The sequence below is a fragment of the Bradyrhizobium sp. BRP19 genome, assembly GCF_020194195.1.
Taxonomy (GTDB): Bacteria; Pseudomonadota; Alphaproteobacteria; order Rhizobiales; family Xanthobacteraceae; genus Bradyrhizobium; species Bradyrhizobium yuanmingense.
Genome location: NZ_JADYVZ010000009.1, coordinates 167,843 through 192,505, shown reverse-complemented (window position 1 = coordinate 192,505; position 24,663 = coordinate 167,843). Strand labels below are relative to the sequence as shown.

Below are 24,663 nucleotides of genomic sequence, written 5' to 3'. Positions count from 1 at the left end.
CATTTCCGCGGTCGCTCAAGCAAAACGCGTATTTTGGGGCACGGTCCCGGGGGGACTCGAAAGGCCAGATTGATCCAAGGGTGACATGAACGGCGCCAATCGCAACGCTGTACTGATTGGACATTCGGGCTTTCTCGGTACTGCGCTAAGAGCCGCAATCGAGGCGCGGCCAGGGGCTCGCGTCGAACTTGCGAGACGTAACTTCGTCAAGCAAGTCCTGGAAGGAAACGGAGATCAGGCCGTCTCGTCCATGCTCGTGCCTGGCGTCGCTCAGGACTGGATTTGCGCGGTAGGCATCGTCAATCCAGGCGCCGACCCCGCCGTGATCGAGGCCATCAACGTCGAGTTTCCGCGGCGCCTTTACGCTCTTCTCGGTAACTTGACACTGCCAGGCGGGGTACGTTTGGTGACAATCGGATCGGTGCTCGAAAGTCACGGTGCGCTGGCGTCGTCCAATGCCTATTTGGCGTCCAAGTCCCGTATGTTTGAGGCCCTCTCAGGCGCAGGCGACGCATTGCGCTGGCACCACATCCGGCTGCACACGCTCTATGGTGGGAGCAAGAAGCCACATCCCTTCATGTTTGCCGGTCAGATGTTCGAAGCCCTCGTTCGGAAGGAGCGGTTCAAGATGAGCGGCGGCACCCAGCTGCGCGAGTATCATCATGTCCAGGATATCGCGGAGAGCGTCTCGTCGTTTCTCTCCAGCGACGGTCAGGACAGAATAATTGAACTGAGTTCCGCGGAGCCGATCCGCCTGCGTGAGCTCGCCTCCGCCGTATTCCAATACTTCAACGAAATCGATCTGCTGGAAATCGGTTCCAAGGTCCATTCTCATGGCGAAGTGTTCGAGAGCATCTATCAGCGCAGCCCTTATCTTGCCGCGAGTCGTGATCCGATCGAGGGAGTCATTTGCTGGTTCAAGGAACTGAACGTGGTGAGGTCCTGATGGCCGGTCTGGTCTCCATTATCGTTCCAGCCCTGAACGAGGAAGGGAACATCGAACCCTTGTTCCAGCGGCTGGCCGCGCTGGCGCGGCGCATCCGCGAAGAGTTCGATATGGCAACCGAGGTCGTTGCCAACGACAATTGTTCTGTCGATAAAACGCTGGAGGAGCTCAAGCAGCAGGCGCGTCTGATCGACCCCAGCGTGCTCACTGTTCGAATCTTTCGCTTCTCGCGCAACATTGGATTCCAGAAATCCATTCTCGTCGGCTACCACAAGGCGCGAGGCAACGCGGTCGCGCAGATCGACGCCGACATGCAGGATCCGCCGGAGCTTCTGCTCGAGTTCCTGGGGAAATGGAAAGAGGGATATCACATTGTCTACGGCGTGCGGCGGCGCCCCGAGGAAGATCTGCCGACGAAGGCCGCGCGGATGGCTTTCTATCGCCTCATCAATCATTTGAGCGACGATGCCCTACCGCACGATGCCGGTGATTTCCGTCTGCTGGACCGGCAAGTCGTGGACGTGGTCTGCGCATTGCACGACAATGATCCTTATCTGCGCGGCACGATCGCCAGTCTTGGCCTGAAGCAGATCGGAATCACATACGAGCGCTCGTCGAGAGCGCACGGGCAATCGAAGTTCGGTTTTTCACAGCTGTTGAAATTGGCGATCGACGGCATCACCAACCACACCACCATTCCGTTGCGGCTTTCGAGCTATCTGGGGCTGATCCTGGTGGCTGCGGCGAGCGTGCTGGTGTGTGTCTATCTGTTCGCCTGGATCACGAGCGACAAGCCAATGCCACTCGGATTCATGACGCTGGCACTGCTTCAGCTCGGAACGATGGCCACCGTATCGTTTTTGTTTGCAATTCAGGGATTCTATATTCAGCGGATCTACAATCAGGTCAAGGACAAGCCGCTGGCGATCATCGAGCACTCCATCCAACAAGGGACCCATGGCGGTGCCGAGGCCAGGAGCGGCCAGCCGATCGAGGTTCTCTGGACCGGAAATCACGACAGGCCGGGGAGGTGATGCGATGATCAATTGCCCGCCCGCCCCCCATGATGCGACGACACGATCCTGTCTTCGTTCTTCAGAACCGGCTCTGATGGGTCGCAATTCGGAGCAAGCCGGCATGGATACCGCTAAGCCATCGCGTATTCTCTACACCAAACCCTCCATTACCGAGCTGGAAGTTCGATACGCCACGGACGCCGCCGCAAACGGCTGGGGCGAGCGCTGTTATGACTACATCAATCGCTTCGAAGCCGCGTTCAGAGCCCACCTCGGCACATCGTATGCGATTACCACGTCCAGTTGCACCGGAGCGCTCCACATGGGAATGGCGGCGCTGGGGATTGGTCCCGGCGACGAAGTCATCATGGGCGATACCAACTGGATAGCGTCAGCCGCGCCGATCACTCATCTCGGGGCCAAGCCGGTGTTTGTCGATATCCGGCCGGACAGCTGGTGCATTGATCCCGATCTGGTAGAGGCTGCGATCACGCCGCGGACGAAAGCCATCTTGGCCGTCCATCTTTACGGCAACTTGTGCGACATGGATCGCCTCCTCGTTATTGGCGAGAAACATGGTATTCCCGTGATCGAGGACGCTGCGGAAGCGATCGGCTCCCTGTATTTCGGCAAGCGCGCAGGCAGCATGGGCGCGTTCGGGGCCTTCTCCTTTCACGGCACGAAGACGGTGACCACCGGCGAGGGTGGCATGTTCGTGACCAACGACGGCGCGCTCTACGAGCGGGTGCTGACGCTCTCAAACCATGGCAGATCGCCCACGCAATCCAAACAGTTCTGGCCCGACGTGGTCGGATTCAAGTACAAGATGTCAAACATCCAGGCCGCCATGGGCTGCGCCCAGATGGAGCGCATTGACGAGTTGACCGGTCGCAAGCAGCAGATCTTTCACTATTACCGGGACCGCCTGCAGGACTTGCCCGGCGTGCGGATGAACCCGGAGCCGACCAACATCGTCAATGGCGCCTGGATGCCCACCGTCGTGTTCGACCCATCGAGCGGGGTCACGCGCGAGAGGCTGGTCGCGGCTTTCGCAGCGAACAACATCGACGCGCGCGTCTTTTTCTATCCTCTGTCGGGACTGCCGATGTTCGAGGAAGTGCCAGACAACAGGCATGCGCACGACATCCCGGGCCGTGCGATCAATCTGCCAAGCTATCATGACATGACGCGAGAGGACCAGGATCGCGTGATCGCGGTGGTGCGCGGAATGTTGCGAGTGGAGTGAGTCGTTGATCAAGCTCTTGCTGTTTGCGGACGGCCATGTCGGCTGCGAGGTCGCCCGCTGGCTGATCGCCCACTATAGGAGCGATATCGCGCTGGTGGTCACCACGACCGACAACGATATCGCTGCAAGTGCCCGCAATGCGCAGCTGCGCACAGTGGCGTTCGAGTCTTCCGAGCAGGTCTTGCGCTTTGCCAAAAGCGAAGGGCTCTCCTTCGATCTCGGCCTGCTAGCGTGGTGGCCGAAACTCATCCGGCAGCCGCTGCTCTCGCTGGCTCGGCGCGGCTTCATCAACACCCACCCGAGTCTGCTGCCTTACGGCAGGGGCAAGCACTACAATTTCTGGTCGATCGTCGATCGCGTGCCCTTCGGCGTCAGCCTGCACATGGTCGACGAAGGGGTGGACAGCGGCGATATCGTCGCGCAGCTCGAAATTCCCTACGGCTGGGAAGACACCGGCGGATCGCTGTACCGCAAGGCAATTGATGCGATGTTGACGCTAGTTCAGGAAGCGTACCCCCGGCTGCGCAACCTGGATTTCGAGACCCGACGTCAGGACCTCGCGGCCGGCACGTTCCATCGCGGATCCGAGCTGGAGCCGGCGAGCTCGATCCCCTTGGACCAGACCTGCGAGGTGCGCGATCTGCTGAACCGACTGCGCGCCCGTACGTTTCCCGGCTATCCCGCCTGCACTTTCACGGACGGAGACGACGTGTATGAAGTCCGGGTCGATATCAAAAGGAAACCGCGATGAGCGAGCATGAGAAATTCAAGCGCGAATGCGCCGATGAGATCACCCGCATGGGCGATGATGCCGAGCTTGCCGCCGCAACGAGGTCGTGGATGGATCGCGCCAATCGCGCGAAATATTCGTACCACTTCGAATGGATGGGACGTCCCGTCATACAATATCCGCAGGACGTCCTCGCCCTCCAGGAGATCATCTGGTCGGTCAAACCGGATCTCGTGATCGAAACCGGCATCGCGCACGGCGGCTCGCTGATTCTGTCCGCGTCGATATTGGAGCTGAACGCGATTTCGGGCGGACCGCAAGACGCGCAAGTGTTGGGCATCGACATCGACATCCGCGCGCACAACCGCGCGGCGATTGAAGCCCATCCGATGGCACGACGCATTTCCATGATCCAGGGCTCGAGCGGCGCGCCCGACGTGGTTTCCGCGGTCAGGGAGAAGGCCGCCGGCAAACGCAGCGTGCTCGTCATCCTCGACAGCAACCACACGCACGACCACGTGCTTGCCGAGCTGGAGGCCTACGCGGACCTGACGACGGTTGGAAGCTATTGCATCGTGTTCGATACCGTCATCGAGGATATGCCGGAAGACGCCTTCACCGATCGTCCCTGGGGCAGAGGCAACAATGCAAAGACTGCCGCGCGGGATTTCCTCAAGCGCCATCCGGAGTTCGAGATCGACAAGACTATCCAGAATAAGCTGCTGATCACCGTGGCTCCAGACGGGTATCTGAAGCGGATCCGTTGAGCTCGAAGCGGCCGCAAGGCGGCCGACGCACATCGTCGGCATGCCCATCTTCGGTCGTCAGAACGCGTGGCGCAACACAGCCGCTCGCTCTCACTTAGGATGCATCGCGCCATGTCTTCAATGTCGGCAGCGAACGATCCTTTGCCGATATGACGATCGGTTCGAATGGCCAGTTGATGTCAAGATCGGGATCGTTCCAGACGATGCCTGCCGCCGATACTGAAACGAAAGGATCGGCCATCTGGTAGAGTAGCTCCGTTTCGTCCACGAGGGTCATGAACCCATGGGCAAAGCCCGCGGGGACATAGAGGCTAAGACCGTTCTCCTCGCTCAAATGCACGGCATGCCAGCGGCCATAGCTGGCTGAACCATCACGAACATCGACGATGATGTCATGGACTTGGCCACGAACACAGCGGATCAGCTTGGTTTCACCGTGGGGATGGCGCTGCAGGTGCAGTCCGCGGAGGGTGCCTCTGCGCGCATTGAACGAGGTCGAACACTGCAGGCTGCAGTCTTTCAGGCCTTGTGCCAGAAAAGTCTCCCGGCAGTAGGTGCGCGCGAAGTAGCCCCGCTCGTCGGCGTGGCGATCCGGATGGATCAGCAGCGCCCCGTCAAGCATCAGTCTTTCGAACATCATTGGGGCTGGCTCCTCACTTCAATAACGGTTGCCATTCTTCAGCTTGAGTGACGCACGGTGTTCTCTAGTTCAGGTCATCCGCCTCTCGATTTCGCAGGCAGCCGGGTCGGGACACCTTATCAAAAGGTGGCATTGGGACCACAGATTTGCTACCTGCCTTTTCATTCCGGATCGCGCGAAAATTCAGCGCTCTATCGCAAATATTGAAGAGCGGGCTCTAAGACCAGCTTTGACGCCAGGATGAGGAATGTGACTCGCAATCAACCTACCCTCGCTGGGGCTTGCCTGCTTGCTTTCGTTGGTCTCTTTATTTTCGTCTTCGCTGGGCCGCAAATCACGGACTTCTGGCACGGCAACGCCGACACCGTTCGGCACATCGAGTCGGTCTCCCTGTCTCTGTACGGCCGTTTCCACGGCACAGCCTTCGTGACCGACGCGTATTCGGGAGAGTTTCCGACTTACTACAATTTTCTCTCCGACTGGCTGATCAATCTGATCGCTCACGCGACTGGCCTACCTCCATTTGAGGCACAGGCGGTTATCTATGTTCCGCTTCTGGTAACGCTATTGTTTCTCGGAACCTATTTGTCCATGCGCGCGCTCGACATCGAGCGAGGCGTTGCGTCGTTCATGGCGCTGCTGGTGGTCGGAGCTGGAGAAACGCCATTCGTCCACCACCTCTATCGTGTTTTTGAGCGCTTTTCCGGCGTGTCACAGGCGAGCGGCAACTTGATCCCGCCTGCGGGGAGCATGGGCGTTGCATCCTCACAGGATTTAGGATGGGTGCTGTTTCTTCCAGTACTTGCATCTCTTTACTGCGCAAAGCGAGGTAACCGCCCGATTGTCACCGTTGTCGCCGGCGCCCTGCTCGGCATAGCCTGCCTCGCCCACACCCTCACCTTTCTTCAGCTCGCAACCACCGTATGCGTTTGTGTCGCCGCCGACGGCATCGCCAACCTGATCCGGGCTGGACGAATTGGTTACGCCATGGCCCGGGCCGGCGCGATTGTCGTCGTCCTCGCCTTGATGATCGTTCGAGGCAATATGGTTGGGCTCTCCATGAGCAGCTTCGTGATATTCTGGTCCACCTGCTTCCTGGCTTCGCTAGTGGATGCGCGCAGCGTGCGATTCGCGGTCCTTTACGGCGCCAGCGCCGCGATCGTGGCGTCCCCCTATGCCCTTCAAGTTTGGCAGCTGTCGCTGCAAGCCGGGCGCTTTGAAGAAGTCGATTCCTACGCCAAGGTCCCGACGATTGAATTTATCCTGTTTCATCTTGTCTATATCGCGTCAGCCGTGATCGTATTTCTCAACGCTCGTAGGCTGGGCAGGCCAGATCTGCTGATCTGGTTGTCGGTGATGCTGCTCGTTTCCGTGGGCATGGGGCTCGGAACGTTCGGGCTGAACAGCCATGCCTACAGGTTCTGGACCAACGCCATTATTCCGTTTGCCCTGTTTGCCGGCTTGTCGCTTGCTGTCCCGCCCTCACCGAGCCGCAGGTTAGTGATGGGCCTGATCGTGCCGCTCTTACTGATTGGCGTCGTCAGGAATTTGTGGGTCGTGCGTTATCCGCTGCCTGAGGCGGTCAGCCGAACCGTCGGCTCCGTCGAGAGCTACAACGGAGCACGCCCCCTGCCGGCTGGGGCGTCGGCGCTGCTCGATCAACTTCGAAACCGGACCGCCCCACTTCCCTCTGGCAGCCGATTGCTCGTGCCTCCGGAATACGATTACCCGCAGCAGGCATACAGAAATGGCTTGATGTTGGCTGTCTCAAGCGTTCCCAGCTTCGTGCCCGACCCGCGCTATATCATCTGGCACGATCTTTACGCGGATCGTGTCGCCGTCTTCTGCAGTCTGTTTCCCACTTATCCGCAATTCGACACGCATACGAAGGCGAGGATCTGTGAGCAGACGCCGAAACAGCTCGCTCCGGGGCACCTCGACCTGATCGACGCGCGCGCCGCAGCCGACGTGCTGGCGCTTTACCGCATCAGGTTGCTTGCCGTGCTTCAAGGTCTTCCGACCGACCCCATGATCGACCAGGCTCGGCGGCTGGGCCTGAAACCGGTCTACGACGGTAGCGGCAGCATGGTTTGGGACACAACGTCCCAATCCGATCCGGACAGAATTTCCTTCGGCGCGGCGACGTATCGCGAGCCCGAGCTGTCGATCGCAATGGTGGCGCCGCAGGCGGGACGCTACATCGTCGTTTTGGCCGGAAGGGCAATTGCGACCAACGTTCGTCAGCTCCGGTCGGGTCAGCTACTTGCTGAGCTTCATCCGCTTGGGGCAGATGCCATAGCCGTAACGATGGATCTGCCTGCCGGATCATCTGAGATGACGCTCACCTTGCCGCCCGACCGCCGTCTCCGGACTGTGTTTCCCACTCCGATCCGATTGATTGTGGGCGTCAAGCAAGAGGCTGCTCAGAAGGTCATCACCGGCCCGTCGCTCCAGCAATTATTGCGGTGACAATTTGCAGTGAGCCACCCCTGCCTTGCTCAGGATGCGGCGGCGCAAGGCGCGGCATCGGTGAAATGACGGGCGATGGCCGGATAGCCATTCAGGCATCGCGACCCATGTGGCGCCCCGAAAACCAGCCCAAATGTGGAACCGCCGGAAATTCGTGTCGGCATATGGGTGCCCATCAGGATTGCACCCCCTGCGGCACCTTGCATCGTGCGCCTGCCTTGACGTATCTAGAGGTCAGTATCCGAACCTTTTCCAGCGAATGGCGCCGGGGGTAAGTACCGGAATTGCCTGCGCTTTTGGACCCCTGGCCTTGATTACTGCGAGCCTCATCACCATCGCCGAGACCGAGACCATTGAGGAAGCCTTCCGGCGCCTCAACGCGAACATGCTTGGCATCTTGTTCGCGCAGGACGCGAGTGGGCGAATTGTCGGCGCCGTAACGGACGGCGACATCCGCAGGCGCATGCTGACCGGCATCACGATCCGGGACCGGGTTGTATCCTGCATCAACCGCAACTTCGTTTGGGCGCCGACCGGCGGACCACGTGAGCAGATCCTCAAGCTGCTCGACCAGCGCGTCCACGTGGTGCCGATCCTCGATGGCGAGGGGCGGCTGGTCGACGTGTTCAGCCGCGAGCTGTTCAATCTGTCGGAAGAGAGCGAGGTGTTCGCGCGCGCCCGCTCGCCGGTGCGGATCAGCTTCTCCGGCGGCGGCACCGACCTGACGCATTACTTCGTGGCGAATGACGGCGGCGCGGTCATCAGCGCCACGATCAAGATGTACGCTCACGCGACGCTGCGGCGCCGGAGCGATCCCAGCATCCGGATCTACTCGCACGACTTCCGCCGCACGATCGAGGCCGATAATCTCGCAGAGCTCGGAACGGGCGGAGATCTCGCACTGATCAAGTCGGTCGTACGCCTGATCAAGCCGAGTTACGGCTTCGAGCTCGAAGTGTCCGCCGACTTCCCGGTCGGCTCCGGGCTCGGCGGCTCCGCGGTGGTCTCGTCGGCGATCATCGGCTGCTTCAATGAATTTCGCAGCGATCAGTGGGACCGCCACGAGATCGCGGAGATGGCCTTCCAGGCCGAGCGGCTGATGCTCAACATCCCCGGCGGCTGGCAGGATCAGTACGCCACCGTGTTCGGCGGATTCAATCACATGGAATTCTTCTCCGACCAGAACACCATCGTGCCGCTCCGCCTCGATCCCAACATCATCGCCGAGCTCGAGGAGAGCCTGGTGCTCTGCTACGTCGGCGCGGGGCGCGATTCCGGCGCCATTCACCGCGACCAGAAGGCTCAGCACGAGACCAGCGACGCTGTGGCCGCAGCTGCCAAGCAGAAGGAAGTGACGCGCGACATAAGACGGCATCTGCTGCGCGGCCAACTGCTGGAATGCGGCCGGCTGATCGACGAGGCATGGCACGCCAAGCGGAAGCTGAGCTCCAAGATCTCGTCGGACGCAATCGACGCGATCTATGATTTTGCCAAGCAGCATGGCGCGGTCGGCGGCAAGTTGCTTGGCGCCGGCGGCGGCGGTTACTTCATGTTCTTCGTCCGCCCGTTCGAACGCTACCAGCTGATCGCGGCGCTGGAACAGCAGGGGCACAGCTGTTCGCGCATCATGTTCGAGGAGAACGGGCTGCGGACTTGGAAATCGCGTGTTCCCGCCCAGCTAGCCTGACGCATATGAGACGAGAATGTTGATGACATCGCCCAAACAGCCTGCTCCGGTCCGCATCGGCAACCGTCTTCTGGGCGATGGCGAACCCTGCTACGTCATCGCCGAGATTGGCAACAACCATAATGGCGATTTCGACCGCGCCATTGCGCTGGTCGATGCCGCGGTCGCGGCCGGAGCCGATTGCGCCAAATTCCAGATGCGCAAGCTCGACGAGGTCTATCGCGCCTCGAGCCTATCAGGGAAAGACGACGACCTCGCCGTCGAATATACGCTCGATCTTCTGCGCCGCTTCGAGCTGCCGACCGCGCAGCAAAAGAAGATCGCCGAATATTGCGCAGCCAAGGGCATCGAGTACCTCTGCACGCCCTGGGACGCCAAGAGCGTCGCCGTGCTCGAAAGCTTCGGCGTAGAGGCCTACAAGGTCGCGTCCGCCGACCTCACCAACCTGCCGCTGCTCGCCCGCCTCACCGCCACCGGAAAGACGCTGATCGTCTCGACCGGCATGAGCACGACGGAAGAGATCAAGGCCGCGGCAAAGTTCCTCGACGACCGCAATGCCAGCTATGTGCTGCTGCATTGCCAGAGCACCTACCCGGCCGCGCTCCACAACATCCATTTGCGTTTCATGGAAACGCTGCGCGAGATCCATCCGGTCGTCGGCTATTCCGGCCACGAGCGCGGCATTGCCGTTTCGACCGCGGCCGTCGCGCTCGGCGCCGTCGTCATCGAACGCCACATCACGCTCGACCGCGAGATGGAGGGGCCGGACCATGCCGCGAGCCTGGAGCCGGAGGAGTTCAAGGCGCTCGTCTCCGGCATTCGCGAGGTGGAAGCGGCCCGCGGCGAGAAGCTCGCCGAACGCGCGCTGAGCCAGGGTGAGCTGATCAACCGCGAAAACCTCGCCAAGAGCCTGGTGGCCGCGCGCGACCTGTCGGCCGGCACCGTGATCTCCGAAAGCGACATCGCCGTGAAGAGCCCGGGACAGGGCCTGTCGCCGCTGAAGATGCCGGCGCTGCTCGGCCGCAAGCTGACGCGAACGATGGCGGCCGACGACTATTTCTTCCAGAGCGACCTCAATGAAGGCGCCGCGAAGGCGCGGCGCTACCGCTTCGACCGCCCCTGGGGCGTGCCGGTGCGCTATCACGATACCGAACGCTTCCTGGAGATCTGCGAGCCCGACATCATCGAATTCCATCTCAGCTACAGCGACATGGAGCGCGATCCGGCGGCCTATCTGTCGGGCACCTATGATCTCGGTTTCGTGGTGCATGCGCCGGAGCTGTTTGCCGGCTCCAAGCTGATGGACCTCGCAACGCCCGACGAGGCGCTGCGGCGCTACTCGCTGGAGCAGACCCAGGCGGTGATCGACATCACCCGCGGCCTGAAGAAGTTCTTCCCCAACACCAAGCGTCCGCCCATCGTCGCCAATATCGGCGGCTTCACCATGGACGAGCCGCTGCCGCCGGAGGAGAAAGCCGGGCGCTACCGCATCTTTGCGCAGAGCTTGACCGAGCTCGACATGGAGGGTGTCGAGCTGACGCCGCAGACCATGGCGCCGTTCCCCTGGCATTTCGGCGGCCAGCGCCACCAGAACATCTTCATCTTCCCGGAGGAATCGGCCGCGTTCTGCGCCAAGCATGGTTTGCGCATGTGCGTCGATATCTCCCACACCAAGCTCGCCGCCAATCATTTCGGCTTCGACTTCGCGCAAGGCCTCGCCCAGCTCGGGCCGCATACCGCGCATCTGCACTTCGGCGATGCCAAGGGCCTCGACGGCGAAGGTCTTCAGATCGGCGAAGGCGAGATCGATTTCGACGAGATCGGACAGGTGTTGCGCAAGCATGCACCGACGGCATCGTTCATTCCCGAAATATGGCAGGGCCACAAGAACATGGGCGAAGGCTTCTGGACCGCGCTCGAGCGTCTGGAGGGACACATCTGATGGCGCGCAAGACGCTGGCCGTGATCGCCGCGCGCGGCGGCTCCAAGGGCATCCCGCACAAGAACCTGCTCGATCTCTGCGGCAAACCCCTGATCGCCTGGACTGTCGAACAGGCCCGCGCGGCGCGCGGCGTCGACGTCGTGGCTGTCTCGTCGGACAGCGAGGCGATCCTCGCCGCGGCCGAGGCCGCCGGCGCGGTCGGCGTGCGGCGCCCGGACGACATTTCGGGCGACCTCGCTTCCTCCGAATCCGCCTGGCTCCATGCCCTCGATGCGACCGAGGCGCGACTGGGCCGGTTCGAGCGCGTGGTCGCGCTTCAGGCCACATCGCCGATCCGCGAGCCCAGCGACATCGAGAACGCACTTGAGACCTTCGATCGCGACCATCTCGACAGCCTGCTGTCGGTCTGCGAGGTCGAGGACTACTTCAACTGGCGGATCGGCGCGAACGGCCCGGAGCCGATCAATTACGACTATCGCAACCGCCGCATGCGCCAGCAGATCGAGAAGCGCTACCTCGAGAACGGCTCGTTCTACGTCCTGATCCCATCCCTCCTGCGCGAGCAGAACAATCGTCTCGGCGGCAAGATCGGCTTCCACGTCATGGATCGTCACAAGATGTTCCAGATCGACCGCCCCGAGGACGTCAAGCTTTGCGCCGCCATCATGCGCAGTTACGGCTATGCCTGATCTCAGCGCCTTCTCGCTCGCAGGCAAGATCGCGGTGGTCACCGGCGCCTCGCGCGGCATTGGCGCGGCGATCGCGAGCGGCCTCAAGGATGTCGGAGCCACCGTGTTCGGCCTCAGCCGGTCCGGAACCGCGCCGCAGGGCGTCACCGCCATTGCCTGCGACCTCTCCGACGACAGCGCGATCGAAGGCGCATTCCGCAGCATCGCGGCAAAAGGCAATCGGATCGACGCACTCGTGAACGCCGCCGGCATCAGTCTTCCGGCCCAAGGCGGCGAAAGCGAGCTCGCACGCTTCCGTGCCACGGTCGCAACCGATCTCACCGGCGTCTATGCCACCATCCTCGCCGCCTATCCGCTCCTGAAGAACGCGGGCTCGGCGGCGATCGTCAACGTCACCAGCATCAATTCTGTGCGCGGCTTCCCCGGCAATCCCGGCTACGTCGCGGCAAAGGCGGGTCTTGCCGGCTTGACCCGCGCTCTGGCCGCCGACTACGCACCGGACGGCATCCGCGTCAACGCACTTGCGCCGGGCTACGTCGCGACCGAGATGACCGCGAAGAGCTATGCCGATCCCGTCATGCACGAGGATCGGCGCCGCCACACCATGCTCGGCCGCTGGGGGCAGCCCGCCGACATGGTGGGCGCCGCCGTCTTTCTGGCCTCGGAAGCCTCCGCCTATGTGACCGGCCAGGAAATCTTTGTCGACGGCGGCTGGATCGCCAAGGGCCTCGCCATCAGTTCGGATAGCACATCGTGACCGCAACGCTCGAACGCATCGGCTTCATGCAGGGACGCCTGTCGGCCCTGGTCGACGGCAAGATCCAGGCGTTCCCGTGGAACGAATGGCGCGAGGAATTTCCCCGCGCCAAGGCGCTCGGCCTGACCCGGATGGAATGGACCATCGACCAGGAACGGCTACGCGAGAACCCGCTGATGACCGAGCCGGGACAACAGGAGATTCTGACGCTGGCACGCGAAAACGGCGTGCGCATCCCGAGCCTGACCGGCGATTGCTTCATGCAAGCACCGTTCTGGAAGGTCGATGCGGTCGTGCGCGATGCTCTCGTCAACGATCTCGATCTCCTGATTGCCGCCTGCAGCCGCATCGGCATCGAGTTCATCGTGGTCCCGCTGGTCGGCAACGGCAAGATCGAGCGCGAGAGCGAGGCCGACACGCTCAAGCGGGTGCTGATCGCCCGCCGCGAACAGCTCGTGAGACAGAACGTCAAGATCGTCTTCGAGTCCGATCTGCCGCCGCGCGACCTCGCCCGCTTCATGGAGGCGTTTCCCGCGGAGGTCTTCGGCATCAACTACGACAGCGGCAACAGCGCCTCGCTGGGCTACGACAGCGCCGAGGAGATCGAGGCCTACGCGCCCCGTATTCTCAATGTCCATGTGAAGGACCGCGTGCGCGGCGGCACCACCGTGCCGCTCGGCACCGGCAACGCCGATCTCGCCAAGACGATCCGGCTGATCGAACACTCAGGCTACAAGGGACAGTACATCCTGCAAACTGCGCGGGCCGGCGACGGCGATCACGCCGGCGCGCTGGCGACATATCGCGACATGACGGTTCGCTGGATCGAGGATGCCGCGCGATGAGGCTCGAGCTGGAGGATCGCGTCGCGCTCGTCACCGGCGCCAGCCGTGGCATCGGGCTCGCGATTGCGACAACGCTCGCAGCAGAAGGCGCCAGAGTCGCGCTCGCCGCTCGCGGCGCAGATGCGCTCGACGTCGCGCGGTATGCGGTCGGCGGCAGCACGTCGGTCCACGTGGCCGATGTCACCGATCCGGCTGCCGCAGCGAGGCTGCTGCACGAGGTCGAACGGCAGTGGGGGCGCCTCGACATTCTCGTTTGCAACGTCGGCAGCGGCGCTTCCGTGCCGCCCGGGCAGGAGAATGCAGCGGAATGGTCGCGGGTGATGGACCTCAATCTCTTCGCCGCGACCAACATGATCGAGGCTGCACGGCCGCTGATGGCGCGCGGCAGCGGCGACCGGTCGATCGTCTGCATCTCCTCGATCGCCGGCATGGCAGCGCTGGGCGCGCCCGTCACCTACTATGCCGCGAAGGCGGCGCTGAACGCCACCGTGCGCGGGCTGGCACGCCCGCTGGCGCTCGAGGGCATCCGCATCAATGCGGTCGCGCCCGGCAACATCCTCGCCGCCGACGGCACCTGGGCGCGCAAGCTCGCCGAGAACAGGGCCGCTGTCGAGGACATGCTTATGCGCGAGGTGGCGCTGCGCCGGCTCGGCAAGCCGGAAGAGGTCGCCGACCTCGTCGCATTCCTCGCCTCGCCGCGCGCGGCGTTCATTACCGGCAGCGTCATGGTCGCCGACGGCGGCCAATTGCGCGGCTGAACAGGAGCTCCCGATGGCAAGCCCGTCCTCACGCTATGACCTGACCGGCCGCACCGCTCTCGTGACCGGTGCAGGCGGCCTGCTCGGCCGGCAGCATGTCGCCGCGCTCTCCGAGGCCGGCGCGCGCGTCGTCGTCACCGACGTAGGGCTTGCGCAGGCCGAAGCCGCCGTTGCCGCACTCAAGCAGAATGCGCCGTCCGCCGACCTGATCGCGCTTGCGATCGACGTCACCGCACTCGATTCGGTGCGTGCTGCGCACGAGCAGCTTTCCGGCCGCGGCGTCTCCGTCGACATCCTCGTCAACAACGCGGCCATCGATCCCAAGGTGACCTCCGCACCCGGCGTGATGCATTCCTCCCGCTTCGAGGCGTTTCCGGTGCCGCAATGGCAGACCGAGATCGCCGTGGGCCTGACCGGCGCGATGCTGTGCGCGCAGGTGTTCGGCGGCGCGATGGCATCGCGGGGCCGCGGTGTGATCCTCAACATCGCCTCCGATCTCGGCGTGATCGCGCCGGACCAGCGGCTCTATCGCCAACCGCAGGTGACGCGCGAGGAGGAGCAGCCGGTGAAGCCGGTGACCTACTCCGTGATCAAGCACGGCTTGATCGGGCTGACGAAATATCTGGCGACGTACTGGGCCGATCACGGCGTCCGCGTCAACGCGATCTCGCCGGGCGGGGTCTTCAACAACCAGGATCCGGCATTCGTGGAACGGCTGACGCGTTTGATCCCCATGGGCCGCATGGCCGATGTCGACGAGTACCGCGCGGCGGTGCAGTTCCTCTGCTCGGACGCTTCGAGCTACATGACCGGGCAGAACCTGGTCATGGACGGCGGCAGAAGTGTATGGTAACCAGCGCCATTCCCCATTTGTGCAAACGACGGCCCGACGCAAGAGCGAACATGTTCAACGATAAAGCAATTCTGATCACCGGAGGCACGGGATCGTTCGGGAAGAAGTTCGTCGGTTGTCTCCTAAAGGACTTCAAGCCGCGTCGCGTCGTCGTCTATTCGCGCGACGAGCTGAAGCAGTACGAGATGCAGCAGGAGTTCAGTCAGCCCGAAATGCGCTACTTCATCGGCGACGTGCGAGACGGCAAACGCCTGCGTACGGCCATGAGGGGGATCGACTACGTTGTTCACGCCGCTGCACTGAAACAGGTGCCGGCCGCCGAATACAATCCGATGGAGTGCATCAAGACCAACGTCCATGGCGCCGAGAACGTCATTCAGGCGGCACTCGAGGCGGACGTCGAGAAGGTGATCGCCTTGTCCACGGACAAGGCCGCGCAACCGATCAATCTCTACGGCGCAACCAAGCTCGCCTCGGACAAGCTCTTCATCGCGGCCAACAACATGGCTGGCGGCCATCGCACGTCGTTTGCGGTGGTGCGTTATGGCAACGTGGTCGGTTCGCGCGGCTCGATCGTGCCGCTGTTCACCAGACTGATCGCCGAAGGTGCCGACCACCTGCCGATCACCGATCCGCGGATGACCCGGTTCTGGATCTCGCTTCAGCAAGGCGTTGACTTCGTCATCAAGAGCTTCGACCGCATGTCGGGCGGAGAGCTGTTCGTTCCCATGATCCCCTCGGTGCGTATTCCCGATCTGGCGGCGGCGATGGCCCCCGCCCTGCCGACGCGGGTTATCGGCATCCGACCGGGCGAGAAGTTGCACGAGGTCATGTGCCCGACCGATGATTCGCACCTGACGTTGAAGTTCAATGATCACTTCGTGATCAAGCCGACTATCAAATTCTTCCGTCGCGACGTCGACTACCTGACCAACCAGATCGGCGAGCGCGGCGAAGCCGTATCTGACGGGTTCGAGTATAATTCGGGCAGGAACGACCACTTCCTCGACGTGAACGAGATCAAAGAATTCAACATGCTCGCATTGCAATGATCCCCTACGGTCGCCAGGACATCTCCGCCGAGGACATCGACGCAGTCACACAAGTACTGCGGTCGGACTGGCTCACCCAGGGGCAAGCCGGCCCTCGCTTCGAGCAAGCAATGGCGGACTATTGCGGCGCCCGCAGCGCGGCCGCCGTTTCGAATGCGACGGCGGCGCTTCATATTGCCTGTCTCGCGCTCGATCTCGGTCCCGGTGATACCTTGTGGACGGTCCCGAACACGTTCGTCGCCTCGGCAAATTGCGCGCTTTATTGCGGCGCAAGCGTCGACTTCGTCGACATTGATCCCCGCACCTACAATATGAGCGTCGCCGCGCTCGCTGAGAAGCTCGCGCAGGCGAGCGCCCAAGGCAAGTTGCCGAAAATCGTCGTTCCCGTCCATTTCGCCGGCCAATCCTGCGAGATGACGGAGATTCGTGCCCTCGCGGATCGTTACGGATTTCGCATCATCGAAGATGCTTCCCATGCGGTTGGCGGGGACTATCTGGGGCGGAAGATCGGCTCCGGCCATCTCAGCGACGTCGTGGTGTTCAGCTTTCACCCCGTGAAGATCATCACGACCGGCGAGGGAGGCATGACGCTCGCGAACGATCCCAAGCTCGCCGAGCGTCTCGCTTACCTGCGCACCCACGGCATTGTCCGGCCCGTTCAGTCCGATCCGGCGGATGCACGGCGCTCCAACGAAGACCGCTATGGTCCATGGACGTACGAACAGGTCGAGCTCGGGTTCAACTATCGCATGACGGACATTCAGGCGGCGCTCGGCGCCAGCCAGCTTGGCCGGCTCGATGCCTTTGTCGCGCGCCGGCGCGAGCTCGCTGCGCGCTACGACACGCTTCTGGCGAAGCTGCCGGTGACCTGCCCGTGGCAGCACCCGGACACGAATTCGGCCTGGCATCTCTACGTGATCCGGCTGCGGCGGAACGAGATCAAGCTCACCCGGCGTCAGGTCTTCGAGGCGCTGCGCGCGGCAGGCATCGGTGTCAACGTTCACTATATCCCGGTGCACACCCAACCCTATTATCAACGTCTCGGCTTCAGCACCGGCATGTTCCCGGAAGCCGAAAGCTACTATCAGGATGCGATCACGCTACCGCTCTTCTCAAAGATGACGGACGCCGAGCAGGACGCCGTCGTCGCCGCGCTTACGACGATTCTCTCGTGAGAATAGCGGTCATCCCGGCGCGCGGTGGCAGCAAGCGGATCCCCCGCAAGAACATCCGCCCGTTCTGTGGCAAGCCGATTATCTCTTATTCGATCGATGCGGCACGGCAAAGCGGCCTGTTCGACGAGGTCATCGTGTCGACGGACGACGAAGAGATCGCCGCCGTGGCGCGCCAATGCGGTGCAACGACGCCCTTTGTCCGACCGAAGGAAATTTCAGACGATTTCACCGGCACCAATGCGGTGGTCAAACACGCCGTCGCGTGGTTCATCGAACGTGGCGGCGAGATCAGCCACGCCTGCTGCATCTATGCCACCGCTCCGCTGATCCAATCGCGCTATCTGCGCGAGGGGCACGATGCGCTCAGCGGCTCGGACGCGGCCTTCGCCTTTTCAGTCACGAGCTACGCATTTCCGATCCAGCGGGCCGTTCGCATCACGACGGCGGGACGGGTGGACGCCATCCACCCTGAACATCGCATGACCCGCTCTCAGGACCTCGAGCCGGCCTACCACGATGCGGGTCAGTTCTACTGGGGAACCGCCGCCGCGTTTCTCGAAGATTTGCCGCTTTTCTCGGACCGGTCGATCGGGATCGTTCTACCCCGGATGTACGTGCAGGACGTCGATACGCTCGAGGACTGGGAGCAGGCGGAATACATGTTCCGCGCGATCAACCGTGGTTAAAGCGCCTCGTCAGTTCTCGATCAACACCTGCAGTTAGCCGGCCGGCGGGACTGCATCCTTCAGATGGACGATCACGAGCCCCGTCACATCGCTGACCATCACACGCCCAATATTGTCCATGAAGTTGATATCGAGCGGAACGCCCAGGGTTTCAATGCGATCGACCCTCGGATGTCCCCGATACTCTCCGGCATAATCGCGGATCCACCTGTCGCTGACGAACGAACTTCGCCAGTTCCGCCAATTATAGAGGTCGGCAGGACTCCATGCGTTGAATTCGAGATGCACGATCGCCTTTTTGGCAAGCGATAGCGCCGCATCCTTGGCCGCAGCAAAAATGCTGTCGTCGCAATGCATTGCGGCTGCCGAGCTGAAAACGACGTCGACTTCCCCGATACCGCGTTGCTGCATGAGCAGCTTGGCGTCAGCCATGGACCCCTGGATCAGCTGAGCATTGTTTCCAACGACGCTGTCAATTCCGTATTTGATCGCCCGATCATTCAGCTCGATTCCATACAGAATGGCAGATGGAGCCAGCGCATTCATTTCACGAAGATTGGCGCCGACATTGCACCCGAGTTCCAGGATCGATGCGGGCTGAAGAGCAATGACCTGCCTTGCAAACCACTTCTTGAGCGGCGTGGATGCTGCGTATCCGCCGAACTCGTTAGCGTGCAGCTTCTCTTTCCAGTGCCTTTGCCAATAGCCCGAATCTCGCGCCTTGGCGAATATCGGAAACGGCGTTGCCCGCATGGCGGCACGCCAGATGTGATGCTTGAGATTTGAAGACAATCGCATGTGCGCCAGCCGTGACCGGTTGTTTCCCCACCTGACGTAGCACCACACTCCTCGACCGTGCAACCGCAGCGTCAATTCGGCCGTTTCGCCGAGCGTTTGCCGGGCTGACCGCGCCGCTAGGACGCGGCCTGGGCGCGGAGAAGGGGACGAAGGAATGCTGCCAAATTGCCGTCTCCGAACAGGTGCCCCGGTATCCCTGCGGCATGGGCGGCTTCGATGTCCCGGACATTGTCGCCGACGAGGAGGCTTCCCTCCTTTCTAACCGGCCAGGCCTTCAGACAATCCAGGATCATGCCGGGCGCGGGCTTACGCCGGTCGCTTGCGCCCCTGTAGGCCTCGACCGTGCCGTCCTCGTGGTAGGGACAGAACTGGTAGTCGTCGATATGCGCGCCGATTTCCGCAAACTCACCGGTCATCCAGTCGTGCAGCCGGCCAACGTCGTCAACGCCATAATAGCCGCGCGCCACGCCCGACTGGTTGGTAACGATGAAAGTATAGTAACCGAGGTCGTTGCAAAGCTTGATCGCCTCACGCGCCCCCTCCACCCATTCGAAATCCTCGATCCGATAGACGTATGCCTTGTCGATGTTCAGCACGCCGTCCCGGTCGAAAAATACGGCGGGCCGCCATAACCTCTCCGGCAACTCGTGCTGGACCCGCTCGAAATCCGTGGGAATGCCGATGTCGATGAAAAACCCGTCGTAAAGATCTGCCGTGAGACGTCTCTCGGCGACCAGCTTTGGAAACACTTGCTGTTCAAGCGAGCATGGCATCCCATCGATGTAAAGGAGAATCGCCCGGTCGACACAATAGACGCCCGTGTTGATCGGTCCGAAGGGCTGGGCACCGGCCGCCAGAAAACTCCTGACGCGATTGCTCTCGAGCAGCACACGGCCATAGCGATCACCCGCCTGATCGCGCTTAAGCGCCATATGGACAATCGCGGAGGAGCTTTGCGCGCGCAGAGCGAGATCCAGCAAGTTGAAATCGAACCAGGAGTCGCCGTTCAGAAGAAAGAAACGATCCTGCAGCGCTCCGCCGGCATGCTTCAACGCGCCGCCTGTACCGCACGGCGCCGGCTCGCAAACGACGGTCACCGAGGCACCGCGCCAGCGCTTGCCGTGGTAGGAATCAACGACGACATCGGCACGGTGCCCGGCGAGCAGCACGATCTCCTCGATCGTCGGGTAGCGCGTCAACTCGTCGAGCAGGTAGTCGAGGAAGGGCCTGCCGCCGACTTCGAGCAGCGGCTTGGGAACAAGCCGCGTTCGCTCACCGAGTCGTGTCCCGAGACCACCGACCAGAATTACGGCCTGCCTCAACATGGTTCGCGCTGCGTCCCTAATCCGCGCGGGTCGAGCCCGGCATGCGGATCATGGCGTACAGGAGCAGAGCCAGCAATGCAATTGCCCCGGCAAAGATCGCATGCCGGACCGGCCGGGGCGAGGCCTGGACGACGACCACGTCGTCACTCAAGGACGCGGGATAGGTGTTCGCGGGCCCCAGCCTGCTCACCAGCCTGCGCCGCTGTGCATTTGCGGCAAACAGGCTTCTTTCGTTTTTCGTCGTGAGATCCAGCAGCCACACGCGCCGCCACGCAAGCGCCAACGGGTCGCCGGCGGCTGATGGCGTGATCGAATCGCTCGTCGCCAGTGATTCCCGAATACGCGTCAGGCTGGCGATGTTTGCATCTGCCAAAGCAAGTAGGGCCTCGATATCGGAGACCAGAGGAGCGCGCAGCTTCTCCTGTTCCTTATTCAGCTGCCTTACCGCCGCCTCCAACGCATCGCCAGCCTGCTTCTCGTCCGCTGCCGTCACGACAAGCGTCAAAGTACCGGCGGTGTTAGGACGTGCATTGAAGCTATCCAGGATGAGCTTCCGGCCCCGATCGTCTGGCCCCGTTACCAGGCCCGCAGCATCGAGCGCACGAACCTGGAAGGCCCGCAGATTCATCTGGGTGGCCGTCGCCTGTGGTGTCAGCAGGTCTTCATCATCAACACGAGCCAGGCGAACACTGGCCGTCGCGGTGTAGCTCGCTGGAATCATCTGGCTGACGAGGAATACGGTGAACATCACAGCGACCGTACCTAGCGCAATCGCGCTCAGCCGCTTCTGAACCGAGCGCCGGAGAAATGCGGACATACCGCTGACATATTCGGCGATCGATATTCGCCCCTGTCCCTCACTCATACTGCGGTCCCCTCTGGTCGTGCTCGGCAAGTTCACCGCGGATCGACGCCGCTCCCGTGATCAAGCTCCAGCGCCATCTGTCCTCCAGCACGTACGCGAACACGGCCGCGGCGAGCTTTACCATGAATGTGAGCTGGATAAAGGAATTGGCCATCCCGGATACGAGGAAGATCGAAATCGCATAGAAGATCGGGATCAGGAAAAAGCACGTGACGTAACGCTCCTCCACAAGGCAGCGCGTCAGTAAGAACATGAATTCAGAGAATAGTATAGCCGAGACGGCCACGAGACAGAAACCCTCGACCGGCCCTCCGAGCTCGAAAACGACTTCAGGCCAGCCGCCGGTGTAGGCCGCCCCCTGCTGAAGGATGAAATGGGCGCGTTCAAGCGGCAACCCGATTTCCATCAGGAACGGCAGGGTCGTGTTGCGGTTCGGATCAAATGGGGCGACGAACAACTTGAAGATCGCACGAGCGCTATCCCAGTCATTGCGCAGGAAGACGCGCTCATAAGTCATCCACCACATCTCGCCTTGCTGAACCAAGACACGCTGGACGAGCTTGGCCTCGAGGACGCCCAGGTCGCTGGCTCGAACGACGACGTACGAATAGATCAGCGCAAGTGCGACCAAAAGGGCAACGCCGAGCGCTGGCAGCCAGATGCTGCGCAACAATTTCGGCAGGGAGATTGGGCTGATGGACTGCCTGCCGAGCAGCACGGCTCCCAGCGGGATCACGAGGAACGAGAGATAGAGATAAAACGACGAAAAGCGATGCCCGACCGCGAACAAGTACAGCAACAGAGCCGCAAACAGCGCTCCAAACCGTTTGTCCAGAGGCTTGCCGTGTAGCGCGGGCAGAGCCAGGAAAATACCGAGCTGAAACGCCAGCATCGGCCCCCATTCCAACAGCCGCTGATGCAAGGGACCGCCATGTAGCCGCGTATAGTCGAACCGCTCCAGCCCCGCGAAGAGGGGAACGTGCCCGCGGACGAGCAGCTCCAACCAGAGTGCAAGCACAAACAAACCGACGACGCGAAAGGCCAGGTCGGGCAAATTCCAACTACCTGCCTTCAGCAAGGCAGAGATCCTGACGACGGATGTGTCGGAAAGCGCAAGCAGGCGTTGCCGGCGAAAGGAGAAGAGCAATGCCGCGATGACGAGGCCCTGGGATGTGGCGAGCGGCAGCACAGCCAGACCGGGACCGATCTCCCTTTCCAGTTGCTCAGAGTAGACCGGCCCGAGCACGTCAATGTAGAGAACGGAGATAAGCCGCCAGGCGAATGCAAAAAAGAAGAAGAACAGGACCAGCAGAAGTCCGGGCCGGCTCGTTGCGATACGTCCCATGGCTGCAAGCACGAGGCCAGCGGCGGTGACGCACAATATCGCTGGAAGAAAGCCGTCCAAGTTCCACCAAGAGACCATCTCTTCCCCTCGACACCCGGCTGTTGCCCCTGCCCCGGGCAAGTTCCGGATCAGTCCGAATCGCCTAGGGGCTCCCAACCATAGAGCAATCCGTCATTGTGCAGGGTCGGCGCGAAATTCATCCGCTCCCTCGCCGTCACGCGGATGCGGCCCTTGTGATCCAATTGGTCGAGCAGCGTCCACAGCCGGGTTTGATAGTCCATGGACCGTATGTAGATCCGACTGGCGATATCCCGCGGATCGGAAAAGTTCAACATGTCGACCGCCGGCTCGATATTGATCACGCGCGCAGGGCGCGCCTTCAATATATGATCCACCACGGCCTCGACCGCATAAGGAATCTGCTCGATGCAGAAATAGGTCAGGATCGTCGCGCCCGTGAGCTCCTTGAAAGAGGGATCGGCAGGATCGGTCAGGTCGATACGACCGAAGCTGATCCGATCATCGAGTCCAAAATGGCCGGCGATCTGCCGGCCGGCCTCGATCCCGTTCGGAGCGATGTCGAGGCCGCGCAGCCTGGTCCAGCGCGGGTCGATGCACAGCGAGAACAGATTGTAGCCGAAACCCGCACCAAGCTCCACGAGCGAGGTTGCTTCGCCGGCGTGCCGAGCGATCAGTTGCGAGAGCGCGCCCAGCCGATACCGATAATAGTCATTCGTGGAGACCCGGACGATCCGTCCATCGACCTTGGCGAGGCGCGACGTCTCATTGTGGCCGACCAGAAAGTCCTCGAGCGAACGCTCGCGAAGCCAGGCGCGCTCCGAAAGGATCCGGCCCCATTCCCCGGCATTGTATTCGGCATCAACGATGTCGTGCGTTCGCCTGATATTCTTGAATGTGATCCGGCGAAGGCTGCGCGCGATGTCGACGGCGTAGGCTTTCGACAGCTCCAACCGTGAGGCCGGCTTCAAAACGGGCCTAAACGTCACTGGACGTTCTTTCGAAGATCGATCATGAGATTCGAGCGCCTACCTATCACAGGCCCAGGAGAAGCTTCTCGAACTGCGTCGTGTTCGGCGTCGCGAAGAATGGCCTATTCCTGGCACCAGGGAACATCCGCGGAAAGGAGAAGAATGTCGCGGTGTAGAGCAGCCGTCCATGCCCCGGTCCCATACGGCTCCCCATGTGCAGACATCTGGTCGTGTCCACCATGAAGGACGCAAGCCGGGGCGCTTTCATCACCTTGATATCGCCGCGTGGAACCTTTTTGAACACCTGCTCATCGGGGAAATGGCTCCCGAGCAGAGGGTAGCCGAACCTCTCTGTCGACTGCTTTGGCAGGAAAGTGAACGGACCGTCGGCGTCATCCTCGACATCAGTCAGATAGCTGAAGAACTTGATCACCCGGACATCGTCATGATCACGATGCCAAAGTTGCGACGAGGCTAGGCTCTCACCGGTATAACGGGAGTAAGACAATAGCACGTAGTCGAGCCAAGGAATCTCACCCAGGGCGGTTGCCACGACGTTGACGACCGAACTCTGCATCGCATAGCGAACGAAGATGTTATCCGCACTGAGCTGGCCGTTCTGCATCTCGGCATCAAGCAGACGCACCCAGAACTTCTTCCAGGTCGAACTCTGCTTGTCCTCGAGCCCCTCGATGTCCTTTAGTCTCAACAATCCCGCATCCGCGAAGGTCTGCTGGATCGCGCGGTCCATCAGCTCGGTGACGACCGCATAACCGTCCCGATTCAAGTCCTCGGCCTTGGCCTTCTCCAATGCAGATGGAGTCAGGAGTTCAGCCTGGCGCCGCCGCTCCTGCTTCTCGCTCAGGTGCCAGGTGCTGACGCCGGTCTTGACTGCCCAACGGAGGGGCGAACGGTTCACGTGCCAAAGCGCCCTGGACATCAATCCCATTTTGCCGCCCCTCGACCCTGCAGGATACAAAGTTCGCGCCGTTCCCCATGGGGTTCAGTCAGCAGGCTGGCCTTAGCAAATCCACCAAATCCGAGCAACCGCAGAGTGTTGGCCCGGAACTTCGCGACGCCATG

At 61.7% G+C, this 24,663-nt stretch carries 23 protein-coding genes; 16 read left to right on the top strand and 7 right to left on the bottom strand.

What is annotated here, in order from left to right:
• Positions 1–85: 85 nt before the first annotated feature.
• The 5 genes from I6F36_RS25480 (at position 86) to I6F36_RS25460 (ending at position 4,705) form a co-directional block, all read left to right on the top strand.
• Complete coding sequence (locus I6F36_RS25480) at positions 86–946, top strand: NAD-dependent epimerase/dehydratase family protein (RefSeq protein WP_225136927.1); 861 nt, start codon at positions 86–88, stop codon at positions 944–946.
• On the top strand, positions 946–1,980 hold the full coding sequence (locus tag I6F36_RS25475) for a glycosyltransferase family 2 protein (protein WP_225136929.1): 1,035 nt from the start codon (positions 946–948) through the stop codon (positions 1,978–1,980). Before I6F36_RS25480 ends, I6F36_RS25475 begins: the two co-directional genes overlap by 1 nt.
• A 103-nt stretch (positions 1,981–2,083) precedes the next feature.
• A complete protein-coding gene (locus I6F36_RS25470; RefSeq protein ID WP_225172421.1) occupies positions 2,084–3,208 on the top strand; it encodes a DegT/DnrJ/EryC1/StrS aminotransferase family protein in 1,125 nt (374 codons plus the stop codon).
• A gap of 4 nt (positions 3,209–3,212) precedes the next feature.
• Entirely contained in the window at positions 3,213–3,959 is a 747-nt protein-coding gene (locus I6F36_RS25465; protein ID WP_225136931.1) for a formyltransferase family protein, read from the top strand.
• Positions 3,956–4,705: a cephalosporin hydroxylase family protein gene (locus tag I6F36_RS25460; RefSeq protein WP_225136932.1), complete on the top strand. Its 750-nt coding sequence runs from the start codon at positions 3,956–3,958 to the stop codon at positions 4,703–4,705. Before I6F36_RS25465 ends, I6F36_RS25460 begins: the two co-directional genes overlap by 4 nt.
• A gap of 94 nt (positions 4,706–4,799) precedes the next feature.
• On the opposite strand, the gene rfbC is transcribed toward I6F36_RS25460, so the two are convergent.
• Positions 4,800–5,345, bottom strand: coding sequence for a dTDP-4-dehydrorhamnose 3,5-epimerase (gene rfbC, locus I6F36_RS25455; RefSeq protein WP_225136933.1), 546 nt, complete (start codon positions 5,343–5,345; stop codon positions 4,800–4,802).
• Positions 5,346–5,585: 240 nt separating this feature from the next.
• Between rfbC and I6F36_RS25450 the strand changes: the two genes are divergently transcribed.
• From I6F36_RS25450 to pseF, 11 genes are all read left to right on the top strand, one after another.
• Positions 5,586–7,814 carry a hypothetical protein gene (locus I6F36_RS25450; protein ID WP_225172420.1) on the top strand — a complete coding sequence of 743 codons (2,229 nt, stop codon included), beginning with the start codon at positions 5,586–5,588 and terminating at the stop codon, positions 7,812–7,814.
• A gap of 310 nt (positions 7,815–8,124) precedes the next feature.
• Positions 8,125–9,501 (top strand): CBS domain-containing protein, encoded by a 1,377-nt coding sequence (locus I6F36_RS25445; protein ID WP_225136935.1) that lies wholly within the window; start codon positions 8,125–8,127, stop codon positions 9,499–9,501.
• Between the two features lie 22 nt (positions 9,502–9,523).
• The gene (locus I6F36_RS25440; protein WP_225136936.1) at positions 9,524–11,443 is read left to right on the top strand and encodes an N-acetylneuraminate synthase family protein; all 1,920 of its coding nucleotides are present in this window, start codon (positions 9,524–9,526) and stop codon (positions 11,441–11,443) included.
• On the top strand, positions 11,443–12,132 hold the full coding sequence (locus tag I6F36_RS25435; protein WP_225136937.1) for an acylneuraminate cytidylyltransferase family protein: 690 nt from the start codon (positions 11,443–11,445) through the stop codon (positions 12,130–12,132). Before I6F36_RS25440 ends, I6F36_RS25435 begins: the two co-directional genes overlap by 1 nt.
• Complete coding sequence (locus tag I6F36_RS25430; RefSeq protein ID WP_225136938.1) at positions 12,125–12,889, top strand: SDR family oxidoreductase; 765 nt, start codon at positions 12,125–12,127, stop codon at positions 12,887–12,889. The genes I6F36_RS25435 and I6F36_RS25430 overlap by 8 nt, the downstream gene beginning before the upstream one ends.
• Positions 12,886–13,734 carry a TIM barrel protein gene (locus I6F36_RS25425; protein WP_225172419.1) on the top strand — a complete coding sequence of 283 codons (849 nt, stop codon included), beginning with the start codon at positions 12,886–12,888 and terminating at the stop codon, positions 13,732–13,734. Before I6F36_RS25430 ends, I6F36_RS25425 begins: the two co-directional genes overlap by 4 nt.
• Entirely contained in the window at positions 13,731–14,492 is a 762-nt protein-coding gene (locus I6F36_RS25420) for an SDR family NAD(P)-dependent oxidoreductase (protein WP_225136940.1), read from the top strand. Before I6F36_RS25425 ends, I6F36_RS25420 begins: the two co-directional genes overlap by 4 nt.
• 13 nt (positions 14,493–14,505) lie before the next feature.
• A complete protein-coding gene (locus I6F36_RS25415; RefSeq protein ID WP_225136941.1) occupies positions 14,506–15,345 on the top strand; it encodes an SDR family oxidoreductase in 840 nt (279 codons plus the stop codon).
• A gap of 50 nt (positions 15,346–15,395) precedes the next feature.
• Complete coding sequence (gene pseB, locus I6F36_RS25410) at positions 15,396–16,397, top strand: UDP-N-acetylglucosamine 4,6-dehydratase (inverting) (protein WP_225172418.1); 1,002 nt, start codon at positions 15,396–15,398, stop codon at positions 16,395–16,397.
• Positions 16,394–17,572, top strand: coding sequence for a UDP-4-amino-4,6-dideoxy-N-acetyl-beta-L-altrosamine transaminase (gene pseC / locus I6F36_RS25405; protein ID WP_225136944.1), 1,179 nt, complete (start codon positions 16,394–16,396; stop codon positions 17,570–17,572). Before pseB ends, pseC begins: the two co-directional genes overlap by 4 nt.
• Positions 17,569–18,258 carry a pseudaminic acid cytidylyltransferase gene (gene pseF, locus I6F36_RS25400; RefSeq protein WP_225136946.1) on the top strand — a complete coding sequence of 230 codons (690 nt, stop codon included), beginning with the start codon at positions 17,569–17,571 and terminating at the stop codon, positions 18,256–18,258. The genes pseC and pseF overlap by 4 nt, the downstream gene beginning before the upstream one ends.
• Positions 18,259–18,291: 33 nt before the next feature.
• On the opposite strand, the gene I6F36_RS25395 is transcribed toward pseF, so the two are convergent.
• From I6F36_RS25395 to I6F36_RS25370, 6 genes are all read right to left on the bottom strand, one after another.
• The gene (locus I6F36_RS25395) at positions 18,292–19,056 is read right to left on the bottom strand and encodes a class I SAM-dependent methyltransferase (RefSeq protein ID WP_225172417.1); all 765 of its coding nucleotides are present in this window, start codon (positions 19,054–19,056) and stop codon (positions 18,292–18,294) included.
• A 116-nt stretch (positions 19,057–19,172) separates the two neighbouring features.
• Positions 19,173–20,381 (bottom strand): HAD-IIIA family hydrolase, encoded by a 1,209-nt coding sequence (locus I6F36_RS25390; RefSeq protein WP_225136949.1) that lies wholly within the window; start codon positions 20,379–20,381, stop codon positions 19,173–19,175.
• A 16-nt stretch (positions 20,382–20,397) separates the two neighbouring features.
• Positions 20,398–21,246 carry a hypothetical protein gene (locus I6F36_RS25385; protein WP_225136952.1) on the bottom strand — a complete coding sequence of 283 codons (849 nt, stop codon included), beginning with the start codon at positions 21,244–21,246 and terminating at the stop codon, positions 20,398–20,400.
• Complete coding sequence (locus I6F36_RS25380) at positions 21,239–22,669, bottom strand: DUF6418 domain-containing protein (RefSeq protein WP_225172416.1); 1,431 nt, start codon at positions 22,667–22,669, stop codon at positions 21,239–21,241. The genes I6F36_RS25385 and I6F36_RS25380 overlap by 8 nt, the downstream gene beginning before the upstream one ends.
• 50 nt (positions 22,670–22,719) lie before the next feature.
• Positions 22,720–23,598 (bottom strand): class I SAM-dependent methyltransferase, encoded by an 879-nt coding sequence (locus I6F36_RS25375; protein ID WP_225136955.1) that lies wholly within the window; start codon positions 23,596–23,598, stop codon positions 22,720–22,722.
• Between the two features lie 46 nt (positions 23,599–23,644).
• Positions 23,645–24,529, bottom strand: coding sequence for a hypothetical protein (locus I6F36_RS25370; RefSeq protein ID WP_225136957.1), 885 nt, complete (start codon positions 24,527–24,529; stop codon positions 23,645–23,647).
• Positions 24,530–24,663 lie beyond the last annotated feature (134 nt).